The sequence below is a fragment of the Uruburuella suis genome (assembly GCF_004341385.1).
Classification (GTDB): Bacteria; Pseudomonadota; Gammaproteobacteria; order Burkholderiales; family Neisseriaceae; genus Neisseria; species Neisseria suis.
This window is the reverse complement of record NZ_SLXE01000003.1, coordinates 66,941-84,008: the sequence shown is the minus strand read 5'-3', so window position 1 is coordinate 84,008 and position 17,068 is coordinate 66,941. Positions and strand designations below refer to the sequence as shown.

18 protein-coding genes are annotated in these 17,068 nt (G+C 49.4%); 4 read left to right on the top strand and 14 right to left on the bottom strand.

What is annotated here, in order from left to right; genetic code table 11:
* Positions 1-52: 52 nt before the first annotated feature.
* Positions 53-883 carry an iron uptake transporter permease EfeU gene (gene efeU / locus EV680_RS01995; protein WP_132952682.1) on the bottom strand — a complete coding sequence of 277 codons (831 nt, stop codon included), beginning with the start codon at positions 881-883 and terminating at the stop codon, positions 53-55.
* A 445-nt stretch (positions 884-1,328) separates the two neighbouring features.
* Positions 1,329-1,637, bottom strand: coding sequence for a DUF3079 domain-containing protein (locus EV680_RS01990; protein ID WP_132952680.1), 309 nt, complete (start codon positions 1,635-1,637; stop codon positions 1,329-1,331).
* A 271-nt stretch (positions 1,638-1,908) separates the two neighbouring features.
* On the opposite strand from EV680_RS01990, the gene EV680_RS01985 reads away from it, so the two are divergent.
* Entirely contained in the window at positions 1,909-3,330 is a 1,422-nt protein-coding gene (locus tag EV680_RS01985; RefSeq protein ID WP_132952678.1) for a PhoH family protein, read from the top strand.
* A gap of 259 nt (positions 3,331-3,589) precedes the next feature.
* On the top strand, positions 3,590-5,104 hold the full coding sequence (gene lysS, locus EV680_RS01980) for a lysine--tRNA ligase (protein ID WP_132952676.1): 1,515 nt from the start codon (positions 3,590-3,592) through the stop codon (positions 5,102-5,104).
* Between the two features lie 558 nt (positions 5,105-5,662).
* Here lysS and EV680_RS01975 read toward each other — a convergent pair.
* From EV680_RS01975 to purD, 12 genes are all read right to left on the bottom strand, one after another.
* The gene (locus EV680_RS01975; protein ID WP_132952674.1) at positions 5,663-6,616 is read right to left on the bottom strand and encodes an IS110 family RNA-guided transposase; all 954 of its coding nucleotides are present in this window, start codon (positions 6,614-6,616) and stop codon (positions 5,663-5,665) included.
* A 970-nt stretch (positions 6,617-7,586) separates the two neighbouring features.
* Positions 7,587-8,729: a zonular occludens toxin domain-containing protein gene (locus EV680_RS01965; RefSeq protein ID WP_132952670.1), complete on the bottom strand. Its 1,143-nt coding sequence runs from the start codon at positions 8,727-8,729 to the stop codon at positions 7,587-7,589.
* Positions 8,726-9,022, bottom strand: a complete 297-nt coding sequence (locus EV680_RS01960; protein WP_132952668.1) for a DUF2523 domain-containing protein — start codon at positions 9,020-9,022, stop codon at positions 8,726-8,728. The genes EV680_RS01965 and EV680_RS01960 overlap by 4 nt, the downstream gene beginning before the upstream one ends.
* Positions 9,022-10,566 carry an IgG-binding virulence factor TspB family protein gene (locus EV680_RS01955; protein ID WP_165870889.1) on the bottom strand — a complete coding sequence of 515 codons (1,545 nt, stop codon included), beginning with the start codon at positions 10,564-10,566 and terminating at the stop codon, positions 9,022-9,024. Before EV680_RS01955 ends, EV680_RS01960 begins: the two co-directional genes overlap by 1 nt.
* Positions 10,541-10,867, bottom strand: coding sequence for a hypothetical protein (locus EV680_RS01950; RefSeq protein WP_132952665.1), 327 nt, complete (start codon positions 10,865-10,867; stop codon positions 10,541-10,543). The genes EV680_RS01955 and EV680_RS01950 overlap by 26 nt, the downstream gene beginning before the upstream one ends.
* 123 nt (positions 10,868-10,990) lie before the next feature.
* Positions 10,991-11,266, bottom strand: a complete 276-nt coding sequence (locus EV680_RS01945; protein ID WP_132952663.1) for a hypothetical protein — start codon at positions 11,264-11,266, stop codon at positions 10,991-10,993.
* Positions 11,267-11,277: 11 nt separating this feature from the next.
* Entirely contained in the window at positions 11,278-11,496 is a 219-nt protein-coding gene (locus EV680_RS01940; RefSeq protein ID WP_132952661.1) for a major capsid protein, read from the bottom strand.
* Between the two features lie 77 nt (positions 11,497-11,573).
* Complete coding sequence (locus EV680_RS01935; protein ID WP_132952659.1) at positions 11,574-11,780, bottom strand: hypothetical protein; 207 nt, start codon at positions 11,778-11,780, stop codon at positions 11,574-11,576.
* A 20-nt stretch (positions 11,781-11,800) separates the two neighbouring features.
* Complete coding sequence (locus EV680_RS01930) at positions 11,801-12,118, bottom strand: hypothetical protein (RefSeq protein WP_132952657.1); 318 nt, start codon at positions 12,116-12,118, stop codon at positions 11,801-11,803.
* Positions 12,119-12,150: 32 nt separating this feature from the next.
* Complete coding sequence (locus tag EV680_RS01925) at positions 12,151-13,635, bottom strand: replication initiation factor domain-containing protein (RefSeq protein ID WP_132952655.1); 1,485 nt, start codon at positions 13,633-13,635, stop codon at positions 12,151-12,153.
* A 2-nt stretch (positions 13,636-13,637) separates the two neighbouring features.
* Positions 13,638-13,844 carry a hypothetical protein gene (locus tag EV680_RS01920; RefSeq protein ID WP_132952653.1) on the bottom strand — a complete coding sequence of 69 codons (207 nt, stop codon included), beginning with the start codon at positions 13,842-13,844 and terminating at the stop codon, positions 13,638-13,640.
* A 157-nt stretch (positions 13,845-14,001) separates the two neighbouring features.
* Positions 14,002-15,273 (bottom strand): phosphoribosylamine--glycine ligase, encoded by a 1,272-nt coding sequence (purD, locus tag EV680_RS01915; protein WP_132952651.1) that lies wholly within the window; start codon positions 15,271-15,273, stop codon positions 14,002-14,004.
* A 228-nt stretch (positions 15,274-15,501) separates the two neighbouring features.
* On the opposite strand from purD, the gene EV680_RS01910 reads away from it, so the two are divergent.
* Both EV680_RS01910 and EV680_RS01905 read left to right on the top strand, forming a co-directional pair.
* Positions 15,502-16,044, top strand: a complete 543-nt coding sequence (locus tag EV680_RS01910) for a Spy/CpxP family protein refolding chaperone (RefSeq protein ID WP_165870888.1) — start codon at positions 15,502-15,504, stop codon at positions 16,042-16,044.
* A 378-nt stretch (positions 16,045-16,422) separates the two neighbouring features.
* Complete coding sequence (locus tag EV680_RS01905) at positions 16,423-17,064, top strand: TetR/AcrR family transcriptional regulator (RefSeq protein ID WP_132952647.1); 642 nt, start codon at positions 16,423-16,425, stop codon at positions 17,062-17,064.
* The last annotated feature ends 4 nt before the right edge of the window (positions 17,065-17,068 follow it).

The window sequence follows — 17,068 nt, the reverse complement described above, 5'->3', positions numbered from 1 at the left end:
GGCCTTGATAGGTAAGGATCAATTCAAAAAAATAATATGGCAAGACAATGATTTAGCTTGTTTTCGGGCTTGGATTTAAAGGCTTGGTGCCGCGCAAAAACCAATACAACACCGGCACCAAATACAGCAGCCACACGCCGATTTCGCCCCAAGTGGGGTGGTCGGTATAGCCGAAAAAGCCGCCCAAAAGCACGCCCAGCGGGCTGTCTTCATGCAGGATATGCGCCGAATGAAAGGCAATGCCCTGCAAATGGTTCCACACGCCCGCTTCGTGCAGCGCGCGCAGCGAGCCGGCCAGCAAACCGGCAGCCACCACAATTAAAAACACGCCGGTGTAGCGGAAAAATTTGGCCAAATTCAGCCGCATGCCACCCTGATAAATCAGCGTGCCCATCACCGCCGCTGCGGCCAAGCCCAGCAGCGCGCCCACCGGCATGCGCCAAGAAGGGCTTTGCTCAAACACCGCAATTAAGAAAAATACGCTCTCCAGCCCTTCCCGTGCCACCGCCAAAAACGCCATCCCCACCAGCGCCCAGCCCTGGCCGTTGCCGCGGTTTAACGCCGCCTGCACCGATTGCTGCAGATGCTGCTTCATCGAGCGGGCGGCTTTTTTCATCCACAAAATCATATAGGTAATCATGGCCACCGCCACCAAGCCGATAATGCCCACCACCAGCTCTTGCTGCTTTTGCGGGATTTCGCCGGTTTCTTGATGGATGCCATAGCCCACCGCCAAACACAAGAGCACCGCCAGCGCCACACCCAGCCACACTTTGGGCATCAAATGGCCGTGGCCGGACTGCTTTAAAAAGCCGGCCACAATGCCCACAATCAGCGCGGCTTCAATGCCTTCGCGCAGCATGATTAAAAAAGCGATAAACATGGTTGAGATGCCTAGTATAGGAACGATTGCCAATCTATTCCTATTTAATTAGAAATACAAATTGTTTTTATTTGTGAAAAGCGGTGAAATGATTGCGAAAAGATAAAGAGGCCGTCTGAAAAATATTCAGACGGCCTCATGCCTATTTTAAAAAACAACCTGACAAAATAAAGATGATTTATACCCATTCAAAAAAGTAAGCTAACAAGGCGGAAGCCTGCGACAGTACAGATAGTACGGCAAGGCGAGACAACGAAGTTAGGCTATTTTTTGGATTGGTATTACAACGCTATCGGCGTAGATTGGCTTAGCCGCAGGCGTCACCCCATAAAACCCGGATGGCTTTATAAAATCAATCTGTTGATAAGCAAATGTTGGGTTGCGGCTTTGGCGGTCGCCAGCCCAGCCATTGGTTTGCGGCTTGTTTTCTCGTTAGCTTATTTTTTCAATTGGCGTCAGATGAATCGACAAAACGATATGATGTGCGTTTGCGCACAGGCAGCCGGATATGCGGTTTGGCCGGTTTGGCAGCCGCTTGGGGCGCAGGCAGGATGCCCAGCTCGATTTGCTGCGCTTGGCTCAGAAGATTGCGCCAGTCGCCCTGCCGATACCAATCGGGGCCGTCGAGTTCGAACGGATGCTGGATGCGCTCCGAGCCGTTGCCGCATTGCAAATCGGTGGCGGCACAATATTTGTCGCAGCCCCAGCAGATGCGATCGGGGTTTTTGGGGAAAATAGGAAATTTTTTGGCCATAAATGCGGCTTTGCAATTGATTTCTGCTGCACTTTACGCTTATATTCACTTGTAAACAATATCACTTTTCCATGCTGCGGCTGCTTTTGTGCAAATTTAAAAATATGTGCAAATTTAAAAATAGCCTTTTATTACAGATTGTTGTCTTTACAAAAGCAAACAGTCATCTGATTGTCAAACAGCGCTGACACACTGCCGATATGCTGCCTTGCCCGCACCATTTGCGCTTTATCCGCTCTAACTTTCTCCAACCCCACAGAAGGCGCCGCTTATGTCCCCCAATCTCGAAGGCTCAGGCCGCAAGCTGTTTATTCTCGACACCAATGTGCTGCTGCACGACCCGACCAGCCTGTTTAAATTCAAAGAGCATGATCTTTATATCCCCATCATCACGCTCGAAGAAATGGATGCACACAAAAAAGGCATGTCCGACGTGGCGCGCAATGCCCGCCAGGCCAGCCGCTTTCTCGATGAAATGATTAATGCCGGCCCGCATCTTTTGAGCAGCGGCATTCCGCTTTCCTGCACCGGCCGCAGCGAAGCGCAGGGCAAGCTCGTGCTGCAAACCCACATCGAAGCCGCACCGCTGCCCGAGAGCCTGCCCACTGGCAAGGGCGACAACCAAATTCTCGCCATTGTGAAGGCGCTTTCCGACAAAATCAGCGATTACGATGATGTGGCCTTGGTGTCTAAAGACATCAATATCCGCATCAAAGCGCGCGCGCTCGGGCTGCACGCCGAAGACTACACCAACGATAAAGTGCTGGAAGACAGCGATATCCTTTATAGCGGCTACCGCGAGCTGGCGCCCGATTTTTGGGCAAACAACGGCACCCATCTGAATTCGTGGCAAGAAGCCGGCAGCGTGTTTTACGAAGTGGCCGGCCCCGATATCGACGCTTTGCGCGTAAACGAATTGCTGCTCGACCACAACGAAGCGCAAACCCTGCAAGTGCGCGTAATCGAGCAGCAAGGCGGGCGCGCCACCCTGCAAACCGTGAAAGACTACAGCAATATCCGCCACAACGTGTTCGGCATCACCGCGCGCAACTGGGGGCAGAATTACGCGCTCAATCTTTTGATGAACCCTGAAATCGATTTGGTCACCATTCTCGGCCAGGCCGGCACCGGCAAAACCCTGCTCACCCTAGCCGCCGCACTCAACCAAACGCTCGACCATAAACGCTACAACGAAATCATCATGACCCGCATCACCGTGCCTGTGGGTGAAGACATCGGCTTTCTGCCCGGCAGCGAAGAAGAAAAAATGAACCCGTGGATGGGCGCGCTCGAAGACAACCTCGAAGTGCTCACCGGCCTGGGCAGCGAGGGCGACCCCGAATTCGGCACCTGGGCCAAAAAAGCCACCGCCGATTTAATCCGCGCCCGCATCAAGGTGAAATCGCTCAACTTTATGCGCGGGCGCACGTTTCAGAATAAATTTCTGATTATCGACGAAGCGCAAAACCTCACGCCCAAGCAAATGAAAACCCTGATTACCCGCGCCGGCAACGGCACCAAAGTGGTGTGTTTGGGCAACCTCGCCCAAATCGACACGCCCTATCTCACCGAAGGCAGCAGCGGCCTGGCTTATGTGGTCGACCGCTTTCAGGGCTGGCCGCATTTCGGCCACATCACCTTGCAACAAGGCGAGCGCTCGCGGCTGGCCGATTTCGCGGTGGAAGTGTTGTAATCTTTAAAACGCTCAAAGGCCGTCTGAAAAGCATTGCCGCCTTTCAGACGGCCTTTGGCACGATAAAAGCCCATCCAACGGCATTTGCACCGCGTCCCTACTCAAACGGCGCAAAACCGCGTAAAATATGCCCCAAATCATTGAATAATACCCCATTCAAAAATAAGCCGACAAAGCGGCACAAGGCCACCGGGTTGCTTTTTGAATGGGGTATAAGCAGGCAGTGCACACTGCCTGTCTTTATTTATCGGATACCAAAATGACAAACCAACACACTCCGCAGGCCGAAGAGGCTCAGCTCGACGAAAACCAAATCATTGCTTTGCGCCGTGAAAAACTAAACGAAATCCGCCAACACGGTATCGCCTTTCCCAACCACTTCCAACGCGACAGCTTTGCCGGCGATTTGCAGGCGCAATACGGCGCGCTCGAAAAAGCCGATTTAGATCCGCAGGAAATTCCCGTTAAAGTGGCCGGCCGCATGATGCTCAAACGCGCCATGGGCAAAGCCAGCTTCGCCACCATTCAAGACATGAGCGGCCAAATCCAGCTCTATATCAACAATCAAGGCGTGGGTGAAGAAGCGCATCAAACCTTCAAACATTGGGACATGGGTGACATCATCGCCGCCGAGGGCAGCTTGTTTAAAACCAACCACGGCGAGCTCACCGTGCGCGTGAGCAAGCTGCATCTGCTGTCTAAATCCTTGCGCCCGCTGCCCGACAAACACCACGGCCTCGCCGATCAGGAAACCAAATACCGCCAACGCTATGTGGATCTGATTACCAGCCAGGAATCGCGCGATACCTTTATCAAGCGCAGCCAGATTATCCAAACCGTGCGCCACCATATGGTAAACGAACGCTATCTCGAGGTGGAAACCCCGATGATGCACTCAATTCCCGGCGGTGCCACGGCCAAGCCTTTCGCCACCCACCACAACGCGCTCGATATGCCGCTTTACTTGCGCATTGCGCCCGAGTTGTATTTAAAGCGGCTGGTGGTCGGCGGCTTGGAGCGCGTGTTTGAAATTAACCGCAGCTTCCGCAACGAAGGCATGAGCACCCGCCACAATCCCGAATTCACCATGATGGAATTCTACGAAGCCTTCTGCACCTACCAGCGCATGATGGAAATGACCGAAGGCGTAATCCGTGCCGCCGCCATTGCCGCCTGCGGCAGCGCCAAAATCAGCTACAACGGCCGCGAAGTGGATTTGGAAAGCCCGTTTGAGCGCCTCACCATTCTGGAAGCCATTCAAAAATACAATCCGCAATACACCCACGAGCAGCTGAATGATGAAGCATGGCTGAAGCAGGAAATCGTCAAACACGGCGAAAAAATCCCACCCGCGCCCGGCATCGGCAGCCTGCAACTGGCCTTGTTTGAAGGCTGCGCCGAAGGCAAACTGTGGAACCCCACCTTTATCATCGACTACCCGATTGAAGTATCACCCTTAGCGCGCGCATCCGACAGCAAACCCGGCCTCACCGACCGCTTCGAATTATTCGTGGTCGGTCGCGAGCTGGCCAACGGCTATTCGGAATTGAACGATCCCGAAGACCAGGCCGCCCGCTTCAAAGCGCAAGTGGCGCAAAAAGATGCCGGCGACGACGAAGCCATGCACTACGATGCCGACTACATCCGCGCCATGGAATACGGCCTGCCGCCCACCGGCGGCTGCGGCATCGGGCTGGATCGCTTGGTGATGCTGCTCACCGATGCGCCCAGCATCCGCGATGTGATTTTGTTCCCGCAAATGCGGCCGGAATAAACAGCGGTAAAGCAAAAGGCCGTCTGAAAGTTTTGTTTCAGACGGCCTTTTACTGATTTGCACAAGAGAAAATGTCGGATACAAGTGGGCGTAGGTCGGATTCTCGAATCCGACGCTTGTTCGCAGAACAAGATTTTTCGGGGCTGAGAAAATGTCGGATACAAGTATCCGACCTACAACGTTATTGGCCGTCTGAACAAAAAACATAGATCCGATTGGCTTTGTCAAAATATAAATATAGTGGAATGAATGAAAAACTTATAAAAAAATAAGAAATTTAGCATCGTGTGCAGGGTGTGTGGCGCAGCCACGCACGCGGTTTAAACGGCTTCTGCATATGGCTTGTTACATTCGCCTGTATAAGTTTTTCTTTCCTTCCACTATAAATCGCAATCGTACGCATGATACACAAAGATGATATATTGCACAGTCAACATAGTTATTTAAATTAATTTGCAATTAACTGATTTTATTGCGAATTTAGTTTGAACTTTTTTTGAGAATGCAATAAGCCTGCATCTATGCTTAAGTCATAGATGCAGGCTTTGTTAATTATGGTTAGGCTGCTTGATGCCGCGATTTGTCGTATGGCTGGCCTGTTTTGAAGATATAGTAGGCGAGTTTTGCCAGTTTGCGCATAATGGCCACGATAATCACCATCTTTGGCTTGCCTGATTCTTGCAGATTTTTTACAAATTGCGGAAATGCGCCCATTCTGAACGCTACGAGGGCGGGCATAAATAGCGATTGCTTTAGCTTTTTATGCCCGTATTTGTTTTTTCGTTTCCTGTCCACGCTTGTGCCTGATTGTTCGATTTTTGGGCTTAATCCCGCGAATGAGATGAATTTATTAGCCGTCTGAAATGGTTTTGCCATGAGATGGTGAAGCAGCATTAATGCTGTTTCTTTGCCGATAGCGGGTATTGTTTTGATGTTTTCAAAATGCCGTGTTAAAGCATTTTGTTGCTTAATCAGGCTGTCTAATTCGCTGGCCGTTTGGTCAAGCTTGGCGTCAAGAAAGCAGATTATTGCCTTGTGAGTATCAGCTATAAAATCGTCTTGTGATGCGTGCAGCCTATTTTTTGCCTGTTTTATTTGTTCTTTAAGTTGCAATTGCAAATTTATCAGGCGCTGTAGCTGCCTATCGTGTGGAATGGTATAGGTATTAAGTCTGTCTGAATGGCGCTTAGCATAATCTGCTATTAACGCTGAATCGGCTCTATCCGTCTTGGTGTGGCAAAATACGCTTTTTGCGTATTCTTTTATCTTAAGCGGATTAATGACGTAAACAGGTGCATGGCGGCTCAGGTAATCTGCTGCTTGCTCATAGTAGATTCCCGTTGCTTCCATTGCCACTAAAAATTTACGCACTTTCTTTGTTTTAATCCAGTCTTGCAAGACCCTGCAACCGTTTATGCTGTTCTCTATCTTCAAATAGCTTTTATCTCCTTTTGTCGGATCTAGACAAACGTCTATTGTGTCTTTTGATATATCCAATCCAATTACATTCACGGGCAATTATCCTTATCTATACAGCCTACCGAAGCGGCTTTGATGATATTCAATTTTCGGAGTTGGGTAGGCAATCCGGCATATCTTTGTGGCAACTTTAATGCTGGTTTTGGCCGCTTTACTGCCTAGATTGCCTTGGTTCGGATATGCGCATATCCGAGCCGTCTTTATGGTACATGATTAGGTTTGAAGCGTCTTCAGGTAAGGTTGCTTAGCGTGCCGTGCCACTGGTATTTTTTATCGGTCTGGTATCGCTTCAGTCAGGGTTAAACGCGATTTAAAAGACAATTTGCCCGGGTTGCAAGGGGTATTCATAAAGACGATAAAGCCGTCTTTACAAACCTTCCCCTTGCAACCCGGGCAAATCATCTTTTAAGTCAATCGCAACCCCGACCGATGCGATACCAGACCGATAAAAAAAACAGTGTCACTAAGGTTTGCCCCTCTCTCAGCTCCTCCATCCCGATGAAGCGGGGAAAGTGCAGAACGAGAAAGATTTTATGTTAATGGAAAAATCCCCGGTGACGAACTAATCAACTGAAAATAGAAAGGAAAATTATGATTTAGATTTGAACAATTGGAACCAAAATGCAGCAGGCGGGAAAAGCAAAAATCCCCAAGCTGCAACTTAGGGATTTTGCTTTACCTGCCGAGTTTTTAACCAAGCAGGAGATTTTTAAAATGCAAATTACCTTGAGATTTGGGAAATTGCTTTTTACAGTCAAGATTGACGTTAGAGCTATATTAGCGTTGATTATGCTGTTTAGTCAATAACCCGCCCAGTTTATAAACGGCCACGAACGTGGCCGTTTTTTGCACTGGTAGGTTGAGTAATTTAATCAACTATTAAAATAGAGTATCAAAAACAATCTAATGAATTCAAACATGCCAAAATTAACCAAAGCAATAATGCACATGAAGTGAATATTCAAATCTCGTTCAGACTCATAATCGGTATATCTGATTTTCATTAATTGAGGCCTCCTTTTGCGTAATTGTCGTACATGAGGCTTTGCGGCGATTTCCCGCCCATTACGGCCACTTGGCGGCCTGAGGTGGCATGCGTATCAGCAGGCTGGCTATAGGCCGCCTGAAAGGCTTGACTATCGTCTTTATACGGGTTGAACGGTATACCGTTCTTGACGTATTCGCGGCACATGGCTTCTGTGACTTCGGCAAGCGGCGTGGCTTGATCGCTATAGCAGGTGCAACCGCTTTGGCCGCCGCCAACGCAGGCCGCGATACGCTCATAGGTTTTTACTTGGCGCACGCTGTTGTAAAGCGGCTTGGATTCGGGCTTTTCGGCCAGCGTGGGCACAAACAGCGTGGCGGTCAAATCGCCGCCCATAGAAGCAGATGGGGCCCTATTGGACACCTGCATTTCAGGTATTGATTCGGCTTGCTGGCTTTGTTCTTGTGTCTGTACAACTTCGGGATTAACGCCGCGCTGGTATGAACTATAAACGCCGTAGCCTTTCCAGCCGATAAAACCCAAAATCAGCACAAGCGCCCAGACGGCTTTAGGTATCTTCTGGCGCATACCTTTATGCTGATTGGATGATTTATAATACGGAAACGCTTTTTTAGGCGGCTTGAAGCCTGATGATTCAACGCCTGATACGGCGGCGGGATTGTCTAGGCTGGTAACGCATTTGTACCAACTGTATTGCTTCAGGCCGATGGCTTTACGCTCAATATGTGTATGTTTCGAAACGAGGTTGCGGACAAAAATATCAAGCTGGCTGGGGTGTTGGGTCATCAAGATAACGGTGTGGCCGTGGTGACGCAGCTCAGTCAATTCTTGGATATAGGGCGGCACACCGCGAGCCGCTGCCCGAACGGGATAGGTGTAATGTGCTTCGTCCACGATTAACACCGCGCCTTGCGGTATCACATCACGCAGCGGGGCGGCCTGAATTTGCTCTTCTGTTAGTTCGTGAGCCTTGAACTTTTTGGCGTTTAAGCCGTCAACGTGGCAAAAATAAAGCGGCCTATCTACTTCGGTGCCGTCTTCCAGCGTCATTTTAAATAGATTGTCTTCGTTGTCTAAAATCATGGCGACCACGCGGCTTGTTTTGCCGGTGCCCATGTTGCCTGTGAATAAATAGATCATGATTTACCCCCAGCCGGTACTAGCATAGTTATTTTGTTAATTGTTGTCATAGCGACCTTAAAAGCGAATGCACCAAATATATAGCCCAAACCTTGGCCAAACCCCGAAATTAAAAGGAGATTCAATATATCAACAGGCATAGACTGCATATTTTGAACTATGTAGTCTTTAAAAGTAGTCATTGCAACGGAATAACCAGCATATGTAACAGCGGCAACACCAAACGCAATCAACAACCTTACAACAAGATATTTGAGCGTCAACGCTATAAATGGTATCAAAGCAACAGGCATTATTTATCACTCCTCAATCCGCCAAAGCTTATATAAGCAGCTGCAACAGTAAAAGCCAAAAGGATCATGAAACGGACATTTTCCAAAAAAGAACATAAAGGGGAATAATCAATCCTGAATTCGCGGCCAACAACATGAAAAATTTTAGGTTGAGGACAAACACCGTTTAACGGTAAAAAATTATCTGGCTGCCAAGTCGTATCATTAACTGCTTGAGGTATTTCTATATCATCAAATATAGATTCATCAGGCTCACCCATTAGCTGGCAGGCGAGAATATCGGGGAAAAGGCTACACAAGAAGCCTTCTTGCGGCTTTTCATCAGGCTTATCGTCTGGATTTGGATTAGGGTTTGGATTGGGATTGGGATTTGGGTTAGGTTTTGGCTGGCCGTCTGAACCGGGTGAACCGTCTGAACCGGGCGAACCGTCTGAGCCGGGTGAACCGTCTGAACCGGGCGAACCGTCTGAACCGGGCTGGCCGCCTGTGTTGCTGCCGGGGTTTGAACCGGTGCTACCGCCCGTACTTGGCGCTTGCGGGGAATCGGGTTGCAAATCGGGGCGTGGCACATCGTGAGAGGTGACACGCGTTTCAGGCTGGCCGGCGGCGTTGATGATGGTTGTAAAATTCCAAACGGTTTGTACAACTTGCCCATTGGCGTTTGTGTAGGGCAATGATTGTGCTGTCGTATTGTTGAGGACGGTTACGCCTGCTTCAGATTCGCCGGGGACTTCACCACTTTGATAGGCGGTTGCGTTTACAAATCTATCTGGTGACTGATCGGCCTGAGGGCCGATAATTTCATCAAATTCCGATTGTGTTATTACTTTATCCCTATTTTCCTCTATTCGCCAAATTGCCAAAGCTCTTTCATCACCATTTTTAACAACCTCACAAATACCGGTATAGAGCGAGCCATTAGGCGTGTAATCGTGAAACGCACCGCGAGCAATAGTATGCTTCAGTAAAGATGTAGCTTTATTGCATAGGCCGTCAGCGGCGTATTTATACGAGGTGTAGCCATATTTATAGCTATCTTTTGATATGCCATATCGCGCCATAATAGTTTGTTTATTGTCAGACGCTTCTACGACCATGACGTAGTCTTTTGTTGTGACAAAATCCTTTTTGTCATTATCCCAAACGTAATCTTCTGCCCTCAAAAGTGGCTCAACAAGCGTATAGGCGGTGTAGGCGTTGTAAGCCCAACCAACGGGGCCGGTGCCGACACCCACAGCAGCGCCACCGCCGACACGAGCGAGCTTCAAGAGGTTTGTTAGTACTGTTTTTTTGGGGACTTTTTTATTTATGACAACGGGGACGGTATTGGCGGAACGAACTTTGCGCTCTAAATCACGAATGAACAAATTTCTATCATATTTAGCCGAATACTCTTTAACAAAATTGCCGTCTAAGGTTCTCCAAGTACGAATACCGTTAGCATTGTAATCACCAACGGGATAACCTAATTTACCTGTAGACGGCACGACCTGCAATTCAGCACTAAACGCGACAAAACTAAAGCCGAATAGAATAACGGCCATAATAAAATGCAGTTGAAATTTGACTATCATAATGTTCCGACCAACTGAACCCATTTTCATTAAAATGAATTTTCAAAATAGAACCATCCTCAAAAAAGACGACAACATCATCTAAATAAGTTCTATTCAAATAAAATTGAAAATAGCTTTTTGCGAAGTTAATAAAATAATCTGCATTGACAGGATATTTATCTTTCAAAATAAATAATTCAGACATGCAGATAGCATTAAGCTTTTGATTAAAATATTCTTTAACCGTATCTTGTTTGAATCTTAATTCGTCTTCTGTGATATAAAACATCTTAAATTCTCACTTTCGTTATTGGTTTGTCGAAAGCGTGAATTTAGCATATTTATCAGTCTTTAAAAATCATCATGCCGATGATGACGGGCACGGCAAGGCCTAGCAAAAAGTAGATATCAATCATTTAAGCAGCCTTTTTATGACAATTACAAAGTAGCACGCGGCCATAACGCCAAAGACGAGCCAGCCGATTTCTAAGCCGTTCTTAACGCTTTCGGCAGGATTGCATTCGGGCAGATTTGCTTGGATGATTTGGCCGTTTAGCTGCCACGCAGTGCCGTTGTGTTCGGGCTTTATGATTTGGCCCTCTTGTGTAAGCACAGGTACCACCAAGCCGAAATAGACGTTTTCGGCCTGTTGCTGCTCTAAACATTGATTTCCGACTTGGTAGTACATTTCAGGCCTTCTTAGCGCAAAACACGGCGAACGAGTGAGAAGACGAAAAGAGCAGCAATAGCACCAATTACGAGCCAACCGGCTTCAATACCATCAGATTTTGCGCCTTCAATGGCGGTTTTTGCTTCTTCAGGGATTGCCGCATAGGCTTGCGCAGCCAAGGCGAGCGGAGCGGCCACTACAACAGCCAGTTTTGCGCCGTGGCGCTTTGCTTGATTCATGAATTTCATGATTGTTTTCCTTTAAAAAAATAGATGTTGCGGGCTATGTGAAGGATATCCAAGCCACCCGCCGAGCTTGAAACTGGTTATTTTTCGGCTCTTACAAAAAACGAGAAAATAACAAACTCATTCCCGATTTCTTCCACACCCGCGCTTAATGCGTCTTCTCGCGTGTCGTAATGACCCGCAGATTTAATATTGGGTGTTTGGCCGACATCCCCGAACGGATCAGGATAGAGAAACTCATGTGTTTCCAAATCCTGAACGATGTACTTTTCTTCAAATTGAGACATAAAGCCCCCCCCCTTTTCAGTTAAGACTTGGCAGGCGCTTGAGGCTGAACACTGAAATCACGAAGTACAGGCGATAAGCCTTTGCCCGTTGAAGTCATTTCAACCGTGATTACGACCGCAATGGGAAATTTGAGGTTTTCCAAGCGCTTGAAATTGTCGGAATCGCCAAAGCGCATATTGGCCGCTGTAAAGCCCACTGCATTGCCCGTTTGAGACGGCATTTGCGTGGCAACGAGCACGGTACAGCTATCGATTTTGTTACCGTCGATATCGCCCTTGAATTTCTTTGCACCCAACAAAGTTGCGGGGTATTGGACAATCTGATTTTGTTCAAACATTTCATTTCCTTTCAATTTAGGGAGGGGTTTTCTTAAAACGGTTTTTTGCGGTAATTCTTAAAAGTTGCCAGCGAATACTTATATTTCATATTCTGCCATTTGATACGGGCTATCATTTCCTGATGTTCAAATTCTGCATGTTCAAGCTGCTTTGCTTCCGATGACATTTTCATGTTTTGGCGGGATAGCCAAACTTCATATTCTTCATCCTGCTTATTCAGCTTTGTTTCAAACGGAAGAAGCCGCTCATTGCCTTTAAATTCCGATGACGTTACAAAGCTTAAATATTCATCCATTTCACGAGCTAAATCGGCTTCGGCTGAATTGTGCAAATATTCATCTTGCTTATGATTTAACAGTTCTTCCACGTCAAAGCGTTCAGGCTCAAGCCCTTTTGGATATTTTCCGTCATCATCAGATTTGAGCATTTCCACAATTTGCTTTTCATCTAAGCCGACATCAACCATAAAATTTATCAGACGGCCAACCGCATTTTTGGCATGCTTAATCTTGTGCTCAAAACTCAAATTCAATGTTTTTTCACGCACTGCAATGCGCTTTTCTTGGCTCATATTTTCAAAAGTTGAACAAATGGGAAATGCACCGGAGAAATAGCCACCTTCATCAAGCAGGATATCCAAGGGAATTTCTATATCACCATGATTGAACTGGATTTCAAAACGGCACCATTTGCTATCTTTATCGCCAAGCTGGCGGCCTTTCTCATACACACGCACAAAACGGGCGTTCTTCTTTTTGCCGATATAAAACGTCTTGCCGCTACCGTCTTCCTTGCGCCATGAAGTGCCATACATTTCAGATTTCGGGCGCATATTGTGATTGTCGAAAAAGCCGTTATCGTGATCTAAAAGCGCTTGTTCAGGACTGTATTCACCGCTGAAAAAATCCAATGCCAAATCAACACGGGTTATGCGGGGGCGCAGGGCTGATTTTAAAAATTCGCACAAGCGGCTTTCCCAGCCTTTTTCTGCCAAGTTGCAGCCCAAGCCTTTAAGCTCAATCAAAACGGTGTCACGCTGGCCGCCGTAATGAACTTCACCATAATCGGCTTCATCTGAGCCAAGCCGAAACATCATTTCATAAAACTTGTTTCCCTTTGATTTGCACTTGTGCGAAATGCCGAATCCGAAAATGCGCTTAAGCTCAGCACTCAAGACATACATATATTCATTGTCAGAGACCAACGGGCATTTTGAATATTGCAACAAGGTATCTTCGTGAAAAGTAAAGCTAATCCAGTCAATAAATACGCCGTCTTGCTTGCCTTTGCGCTGTGGTACTTCAATCAAACGGCCTTTCCCGTCTGTGATGAAATGGGAAAAATATTCAATTTGGCTAGCTTGCTCCGTACCCGTGACATTTGGGCTTTTGGCTTGCTCCCCCCCTGTTAGTCTAGGGGGGCGGCCTTGCGCGTCAGCGTCTGCTGCGCGCGCGCAAGCGCGCCCGCCATCAGCCGCCGCCGCCACGGCCTCTTTTTGGACAATTTGCGCACTCATGCTTACACCATCCAAACGCCACCGGCATCCACTTCACCGGTTGCTAAAAATTTTGTGATAATCGGGTCAATTTGCTGATAGTGGTGCAGCCAAATTGTGCACATCAGACGGTTTTGTTTACGAAAAGTCAGCTCGTATTTTTTATTGATTTTGTTGACAATAACGGTTTTGTTATCGGTAGATATGGATTGGATTTGTTCTTTAGTCATGATTTCGCCCCTTCACTTGGCTGGTTAAAGGGGCGATGCGTTAAGATAATTTAAATCTTGTCAAGACCCCTGTTTCATGGGGTGCAATATATAAGGCCGTCTGAAACTTTGGTTTCAGACGGCCTTTTACTGATTTGCACAAGCAGCGCCAAACGGCTCAAGCCTTAATCGCCTTGTCGGCAATATCGCGCCGGTATTGCATGCCGTCGAAATGCACCTTGCCCAGCGCCTGATAGGCTTGCGCTTTGGCCGCGGCCACATCGTCGCCCAAGCCCACCACGCACAACACGCGCCCGCCGTTGGTGAGGATGCGGCCTTCGGCATCGGCCGAGGTGCCGGCGTGAAACACTTTGCCGATTTGGTCGGCTTCATCTAAGCCGCTGATGATGTCGCCTTTGCGCGGCGTGTCGGGATAGCCGGCGGCAGCCAGCACCACGCCCACGGCGGTTTGCGGCAGCCATTGGGCTTCTACGCCGTCAAGCTTGCCCGCGATGCCCGCTTCGAGCAAGTCGGCCAAATCGCTTTCAAGCCGGCTCATAATCGGCTGTGTTTCGGGGTCGCCGAAGCGGCAGTTGAATTCGATGGTGTAAGGCGCGCCTTGGCTGTCTATCATCAGGCCGGCATATAAAAAGCCGCTGAAAGGGTGGCCTTCGGCCTGCATGCCGCGCACGGTGGGCAGAATGATTTCGTTCATCGCGCGCTCATACACCGAGGGCGTCACCACCGGCGCGGGGCTGTAGGCACCCATGCCGCCCGTGTTGGGCCCCAGATCTTGGTCGAGCAGGCGCTTGTGGTCTTGGCTGGTGGCCATCGGCAGCACATTTTCGCCGTCTACCATCACAATAAAGCTGGCCTCTTCTCCTTGCAAAAAGTCTTCAATCACCACGCGCGCGCCGGCGTTGCCCATTTTGTTGCCCAAGAGCATATCGTCGATGGCCGCATGCGCTTCATCTTCGCTGAGCGCCACAATCACGCCTTTGCCCGCGGCCAGCCCATCGGCCTTAATCACAATCGGCGCGCCTTTGGCTGCCACATAATCATGCGCGGCCGCGGCCGATTCAAAGGTTTGGTAGTGCGCGGTGGGAATGCCGTATTTGGCCATAAAGGCTTTGGCGAAATCTTTCGAGCTTTCCAATTGCGCCGCATATTGCGTGGGGCCGAAAATGCGCAGGCCGGCAGCGCGAAAATCGTCTACCACGCCGGCGGCCAGCGGCGCTTCGGGGCCGACCACGGTAAAGGCGATGCCTTCGCGGCGGCAGAAATCCATCAAATCGGCATGTGCGCTCAAGGGCAGGTTGTGCAGCTTGGGCTCGCGCGCAGTGCCCGCGTTGCCGGGCGCCACATACACGGCGGATACTTTGGGCGATTGCGCCAGTTTCCACGCCAGCGCGTGTTCGCGTCCGCCGCTGCCGATAACGAGTAGTTTCATGCCGGATTCCTTATCAAGATAGAGGTTTGCAGCGGGATTATAGCGGATTTCGCCCGCCCGGGCAGCCGCAGCCGCCCGAAAGCTTTCAGACGGCCTTGAAAGCTTTCTTGCGTGAAAACAGGTTTAACGCCAATTCAAACATGATTTACCCAAACAAAGGCCGTCTTAACACATAAAATGGCTATGATGGCAGCCGTTATTCCCTCCAAACCAAACAAGGAAACCGAAATGAAAAAAATCACCGCCATTGCTGCAGCCGCCCTGTTGGGCATCACCGGTGCAGCCGTTGCCGCCGATTCTGCCGCCAATATGCAGCAACCCAAGCAAACGCGCGAATTCAAACGCGGCGAATTGCCGCGCGATTTGCAGGCGCTCAATTTGAGTGCCACACAGAAAACCCGCATTCAGGCCATTTTGCAGGAAGGCCGCCCCGCTCAAACCGAGCTGAGCGAAGCCCAGCGCAATCAAATGCGCGCGCAAGCCCAAGCGCATCGGGCTGCCGAGCAAAGCCTGATTGCCAACAAAACGTTTGACGAAGCCGCCGCCCGCCGCCTGATTGCCGAGCGCGAGCAGGCGCGCGCCCAATCTCAGCAGCGCCATGCCGATTTAGAGATGCAGCAGCTGAAAAAACGCCATGCGATTTTCCAAGTGCTGACACCGGCGCAGCAAAAACAATGGCAAGAGAGCCAAAACAAACGCGCCGAGCGCGGCGATCGCCCGGGCAAACCGCGCCAAATGCCGCAGCAAGAGCGCCAAGCGCCGCAACGCTGAATGGCCGGATAAGCGTGGCGGGTATGCACACGCAGCGCGATTGTGTATCACCCCAAGCCGATTATGGGCAAACAAACAGGCCGTCTGAAACTTTATGTTCAGACGGCCTGTTTGTTTGCGGCAAAATGGTTTTGACTGAATGCGTGCGGCAACGGTTTGTGGCCGCACGCATTCATCTCCGTGCTTGGAATCCGGCTGATTCAAAATCATGCCCAACCGCACCGCCTGATATTCAACGAAGTTGAAAGAACTTCTCTTTTCTTCCCGGCCGTCTGAACCTAAGCTCTAAAATACTTTTTGATAAAGTGTTGACATCAATCAAATTCAAACGTATGTTTCATTCAAACGATTGTTTCAATTTTTTTGAATAATTAGAGCATGAGCACAAACCCGCACGACAGCCAAACCATCACCCGCATTTTGAGCGCCGCCGAAAGCCATTTTGCGCTGCACGGCTTTTTCGCCTCATCGCTGCGGCAGATTATGCGCGAAGCGCAAGTGAACGTGGCCGCCGCGCATTACCATTTCGGCTCGAAAGAAGCGCTTTTTCTGGCGGTGATCCACCGCCGCATTGCGCCCTTTTTAGAAGATGTGCTCACCATGCTGCAAGCGGCCGAATCGCAGCAGCAGGCGCTCACGCCCGAGCACCTTACCGACAGCTTTATCGCTTCGTGCCTGAATTTGGTCAACGCAGCCGACGGCCAGGCCGGCACCACCGCCAAGCTCGTGTCGCGGCTCATGCTTGATGAATACAAAATTTTTCGCGAAGCGTTGGCGCTGGAATTTTCCGAATTATCCGACCGCCTTTATGCCGCTTTTGCCCGCGCACTGCCTGATTTGCCACCCGAAGCCTGCCGCTGGCGCATGCATTTGGCCTTGAGCACGTTGTTTAACGCCTTTGCCGGCAACGATGTGCTCAAAGCGCTGGCACCGGCCAGCACCGTGAATGCCAAAAACGCCGCCCAGGTGGCGCGCCATGTGCGCCCCTTTGTGGTGGCCGGGCTGAAAATGCCTCTTTAACGAT

Coding starts and splice junctions, on each gene's coding strand:
- EV680_RS01920 (WP_132952653.1), bottom strand. CDS start 13,844: ATGACTAAAGAACAAATCCAATCCATATCTACCGATAACAAAACCGTT.
- EV680_RS01960 (WP_132952668.1), bottom strand. CDS start 9,022: ATGCCTGTTGCTTTGATACCATTTATAGCGTTGACGCTCAAATATCTT.
- efeU (WP_132952682.1), bottom strand. CDS start 883: ATGTTTATCGCTTTTTTAATCATGCTGCGCGAAGGCATTGAAGCCGCG.
- EV680_RS01905 (WP_132952647.1), top strand. CDS start 16,423: ATGAGCACAAACCCGCACGACAGCCAAACCATCACCCGCATTTTGAGC.
- EV680_RS01910 (WP_165870888.1), top strand. CDS start 15,502: ATGAAAAAAATCACCGCCATTGCTGCAGCCGCCCTGTTGGGCATCACC.
- EV680_RS01985 (WP_132952678.1), top strand. CDS start 1,909: ATGTCCCCCAATCTCGAAGGCTCAGGCCGCAAGCTGTTTATTCTCGAC.
- EV680_RS01940 (WP_132952661.1), bottom strand. CDS start 11,496: ATGAAATTCATGAATCAAGCAAAGCGCCACGGCGCAAAACTGGCTGTT.
- EV680_RS01955 (WP_165870889.1), bottom strand. CDS start 10,566: ATGGCCGTTATTCTATTCGGCTTTAGTTTTGTCGCGTTTAGTGCTGAA.
- EV680_RS01965 (WP_132952670.1), bottom strand. CDS start 8,729: ATGATCTATTTATTCACAGGCAACATGGGCACCGGCAAAACAAGCCGC.
- lysS (WP_132952676.1), top strand. CDS start 3,590: ATGACAAACCAACACACTCCGCAGGCCGAAGAGGCTCAGCTCGACGAA.
- EV680_RS01925 (WP_132952655.1), bottom strand. CDS start 13,635: ATGAGTGCGCAAATTGTCCAAAAAGAGGCCGTGGCGGCGGCGGCTGAT.
- EV680_RS01990 (WP_132952680.1), bottom strand. CDS start 1,637: ATGGCCAAAAAATTTCCTATTTTCCCCAAAAACCCCGATCGCATCTGC.
- EV680_RS01950 (WP_132952665.1), bottom strand. CDS start 10,867: ATGTTTTATATCACAGAAGACGAATTAAGATTCAAACAAGATACGGTT.
- EV680_RS01935 (WP_132952659.1), bottom strand. CDS start 11,780: ATGTCTCAATTTGAAGAAAAGTACATCGTTCAGGATTTGGAAACACAT.
- purD (WP_132952651.1), bottom strand. CDS start 15,273: ATGAAACTACTCGTTATCGGCAGCGGCGGACGCGAACACGCGCTGGCG.
- EV680_RS01945 (WP_132952663.1), bottom strand. CDS start 11,266: ATGTACTACCAAGTCGGAAATCAATGTTTAGAGCAGCAACAGGCCGAA.
- EV680_RS01930 (WP_132952657.1), bottom strand. CDS start 12,118: ATGTTTGAACAAAATCAGATTGTCCAATACCCCGCAACTTTGTTGGGT.